Here is a 4073-nt window from a genome sequence, read left to right on the forward strand (position 1 = left end):
GCGCCCGCCGGTGAAGTCCGCGTACTCCTCGGGGCTCAGGTGGGCCGCCCAGCGGTCGCCGCTGGCGCCGACCAGCTGTTCGGCCTGGAGCGGGGTGAGGTCGGCGCCGGCGAGGTCCCCGAGGCCGGTGCCGGGCCCGATCCCGGCCGGCCGCGGCGCGGCCGTCGGCGGTTCGCCCCAGGCCCCGGCGGCGGCGCCGGCCAGCAGCACCACGCCGAAGACCACGCTGAGCGTGGCCCCCTGCCGTACCCGCCGCCCTGTCACCATGCACCGGAGTCTAGGGCGCGCCCGGGGCCGCGGGCGCCGAATGCGGACCGCGCCGACGCACAGCGGCCCCGGACGGCGCAGGGCCGACCGGGGCCGCCAGGGCCGGAACTGACCGGCGGTCAGACCTTGAGGTACTTGCGCAGGGTGAAGAAGGCCGCGATGCCGGCCATCGCCATACCGACCACCACCAGCAGCGGGATCACCGTCAACACCGAGGACAGGCCGATGAAGTGGATGAACAGCACGCGCTGCGCCAGCCAGTGCTGGACGAAGAAGTGCCCGGCCAGCAGCAGCCCGGAGGCCATCGTCGCGCCGAGCAGCGCGGCGAACGCGGCCTCGGCGATGAACGGCATCTGGACGTAGAAGTTGGAGGCGCCCACCAGGCGCATGATGCCGGTCTCGCGCCGCCTGCTGAACGCCGACACCCGGACGGTGTTGACGATCAGCAGCAGGGCGACGAAGAGCATCAGCACCATGATCACGAAGGCGGCGGTCTGCAGGCCGTTCAGCAGGCCGAACAGGTTCTCCAGGATCTTCCGCTGGTCCTCGACCGACTTCACGCCCGGCTTGCCGGCGAAGGCGCTCTGGATCACGTCGTACTTGGTCGGGTCGACCAGCTTGATCCGCCAGGACTGCGGCATCGCCTCCGCACCCACGGCGGCGAGCAGCGGGTTGTCCGGGTTGGTCTCCTTCCACCGCTTGTACGCCTCGATCGAGCTCTCGAACGACGAGTTCTGCACCAGCGGCATCTTGTCGAGGCTGGCCTTCACCTCGTCGATCTGCTCCTGGGTGGCGGCACCGGCCTTGCACTGGACCGAGGTGGCGGCGTCCGACTTCGTACAGAAGTAGACGCTCACCTCGACCTTGTCGTACCAGTACCCCTTCATGGAGTTGACCTGGTCGCGGACCAGGAGCGAGGCACCGGCGAGGGCCAGCGAGAGCGCGACGCTGACGACGACGGCGATGGTCATCGTCAGGTTGCGGCGTAGACCGACACCGATCTCCGACAGGACGAACTGGGCGCGCATGCTTCTCTCAATCCAGGGTCAATGCAGGCAGGGCGGATCAGGCAGGGCGGTCGGCGGGCTAGCTCTGGTAGCCGTAGACGCCACGGGCCTGGTCGCGGACCAGCAGCCCCTTGTCGAGCTCGATCACTCGCTTCCGCATCTGGTCGACGATGGCCTGGTCGTGGGTGGCCATCAGCACGGTGGTGCCGGTGCGGTTGATCCGGTCGAGCAGCTTCATGATGCCGACGGAGTTCTGCGGGTCGAGGTTTCCGGTCGGCTCGTCCGCGATCAGCAGCATCGGACGGTTCACGAAGGCCCGGGCGATCGCCACGCGCTGCTGCTCACCACCGGAGAGCTCGCCTGGCATCCGGTCCTCCTTGCCGCCGAGGCCGACCAGGTCGAGCACCTCGGGCACCACCTTGGCGATGGCGGACTTCGGCTTGCCGATCACCTCGAGGGCGAACGCCACGTTCTGCGCCACCGTCTTGTTGGGGAGCAGCCGGAAGTCCTGGAAGACGGTGCCCAGCTGGCGGCGCATGTGCGGCACCTTCCAGTTGGACAGCTTGCCCAGGTCCTTGCCGAGCACGTGCACCGCACCGGTACTCGGCCGCTCCTCGCGCAGGCACAGCCGCAGGAAGGTGGACTTGCCCGAGCCGGAGGAGCCGACCAGGAAGACGAACTCGCCCTTCTCGATCTCCAGCGAGACGTTGTCCAGGGCCGGACGGTTCTGCTTGGGATAGGTCTTGGAGACGTTGTCGAATCTGATCACGGCTGCATCACGGTGGCCATCCTAGGTGGAAGGGCGACCGCCCCGGCCAGGGCCCCCGTGACCCGATCGTTACGTCGAGGCCCGAAGGCTCGACCCGCAGCGCCGTTCCTCGGTCAGTACTGGGTTGGGACCATACGCGACGGGGATGACCATTCGCAGGCCCCGGAGGCGGATCGGACAAGGGATTGCCCGCCTCTGATCCGGTTTGCCCCGAAAACTGCGAGGCATCTCACAGCCCTCCCGACCCCGGACAGCACGGGCCGTACGCGGTGGAACCTGGCACAGTGGAGAGGAGCGGTCGCGACCGGCCGCCCCCTTGCACAGGGCAGCAGAGGAACCAGAACCCCGTCCGGTGCGTTGGCAGTAGCAGCAAGGAGGAGATCGCATGACGTGCGACCATCTGGTGTGCGCCAACTGCAACGGCCGCGTGAGCGACGGCCGCTGCCCGGTGTGCCGCGCCAACCGCGCCCGGCTGCAGGAGCAGCAGGGCCCGTTCGCCGCGCTGTCCCCCGCCGCGCTGCTCGCGCTGCTGGTGGCCCTGCTGGCGGTGGCCTTCATCGCCCGCCAGGCGCTGGCCTGACACCCACGACGACGCCGAAGGGCCCGGGAGCTGCCGCTCCCGGGCCCTTCGGCGTCGTTCAGGTGTCCCGCGGGTACTGCCCGCCGCTACTCCGCGGAGGTCTCGCGCCGGACTTCGCCCTTAGTCGTTGGAGGTCTCGCGCTGCTTGCGCCAGCGGATCCCGGCCTCGATGCTGTGCTCGATCGTCATCTCGGCCGGGCGCCTCCCCTTAGTCGTTGGAGGTCTCGCGCTGCTTGCGCCAGCGGATCCCGGCCTCGATGAAGCCGTCGATGTCGCCGTCCAGCACCGCCTGCGGGTTGCCGACCTCGAACTCCGTCCGCAGGTCCTTGACCATCTGGTACGGGTGCAGGACGTACGAGCGCATCTGGTTGCCCCAGGAGCTGCCCTCGCCCTTGAGCGAGTCCATCAGGGCCCGCTCCTCCTGGCGGCGGCGCTCCAGCAGCTTGGCCTGGAGGACGTTCATCGCCGAGGCCTTGTTCTGGATCTGCGAGCGCTCGTTCTGGCAGGAGACCACCACGCCGGTCGGCAGGTGGGTGATCCGGACCGCGGAGTCGGTGGTGTTGACGCCCTGGCCACCGGGGCCGGAGGCGCGGTACACGTCGATCCGCAGCTCGGACTCGTCGATGTCGACGTGGTCGCTCTGCTCCACGACCGGAAGCACCTCGACGCCCGCGAACGAGGTCTGGCGGCGGCCCTGGTTGTCGAACGGGGAGATCCGGACCAGCCGGTGGGTGCCCTGCTCGACCGAGAGGGTGCCGTAGGCATACGGCGACTTCACGGTGAAGGTCGCGGACTTGATGCCGGCCTCCTCCGCGTACGAGGTGTCGTAGACCTCGGTCGGGTAACCGTGCCGCTCGGCCCAGCGCAGGTACATCCGCATCAGCTGCTCGGCGAAGTCCGCGGCGTCCACGCCGCCGGCCTCGGCCCGGATGTTGACCAGGGCCTCACGGGCGTCGTACTCGCCGGAGAGCAGGGTGCGGACCTCGAGCTCCTCGACGGCCTTCTGGACCGAGGTGAGCTCGGTGAGGGCCTCGGACAGGGTGTCCGCGTCGTCCTCGTCGGCGGCCAGCTCGAACAGGACGGCGAGGTCGTCGACCCGGCCGCGCAGGTGCTGGACCTTGCGCAGTTCGCCCTGCAGGAAGGAGAGCCGGCTGGTCACCTTCTGGGCGTTCGCCAGGTCGTCCCACAGGTTCGGGGCCGCTGCCTCCTCCTCCAGGGTCGCGATGTCGGCCCGGATCTTGTCCAGGTCGAGGACGGCCTCGATCGACCCCATGGTCGACTCGAGGTTCTTGAGCTCTTCGGAAGGATCGACGGCTGCCACGCCCTCAAGCGTAATGGTTGGCGAGGGCCGCTCAACTACACCGGGGGGTGCGAAGTCCCGACGGCCGCCGCGCGGGCCTGCTGCGAGCCCTGTCCGGCGGCGTGCCCGGGGGCGTGCGCGGGCGGGCGG

Annotated in this window: 4 protein-coding genes and 1 pseudogene; 1 reads left to right on the plus strand and 4 read right to left on the minus strand. The window is 69.6% G+C overall.

Translation table 11 applies throughout. The features are described 5' to 3' along the window. From AA75_RS50030 to ftsE, 3 genes and pseudogenes are all read right to left on the minus strand, one after another. Positions 1-267: pseudogene (locus AA75_RS50030) on the minus strand (peptidase S41); the annotation flags it as partial. A 119-nt stretch (positions 268-386) separates the two neighbouring features. Continuing rightward, a complete protein-coding gene (gene ftsX, locus AA75_RS32175) occupies positions 387-1295 on the minus strand; it encodes a permease-like cell division protein FtsX (protein ID WP_033823872.1) in 909 nt (302 codons plus the stop codon). 58 nt (positions 1296-1353) lie between these two features. Beyond that, positions 1354-2043 carry a cell division ATP-binding protein FtsE gene (gene ftsE / locus AA75_RS32180; RefSeq protein ID WP_033823873.1) on the minus strand — a complete coding sequence of 230 codons (690 nt, stop codon included), beginning with the start codon at positions 2041-2043 and terminating at the stop codon, positions 1354-1356. A 385-nt stretch (positions 2044-2428) separates the two neighbouring features. On the opposite strand from ftsE, the gene AA75_RS32185 reads away from it, so the two are divergent. Then, positions 2429-2623, plus strand: coding sequence for a hypothetical protein (locus AA75_RS32185; RefSeq protein ID WP_033823874.1), 195 nt, complete (start codon positions 2429-2431; stop codon positions 2621-2623). A 208-nt stretch (positions 2624-2831) separates the two neighbouring features. On the opposite strand, the gene prfB is transcribed toward AA75_RS32185, so the two are convergent. After that, positions 2832-3944: a peptide chain release factor 2 gene (gene prfB / locus AA75_RS32190; protein ID WP_033823875.1), complete on the minus strand. Its 1113-nt coding sequence runs from the start codon at positions 3942-3944 to the stop codon at positions 2832-2834. Positions 3945-4073: the final 129 nt, after the last annotated feature.

The organism is Kitasatospora sp. MBT63 (genome assembly GCF_000710465.2).
Classification (GTDB): domain Bacteria; phylum Actinomycetota; class Actinomycetes; order Streptomycetales; family Streptomycetaceae; genus Kitasatospora.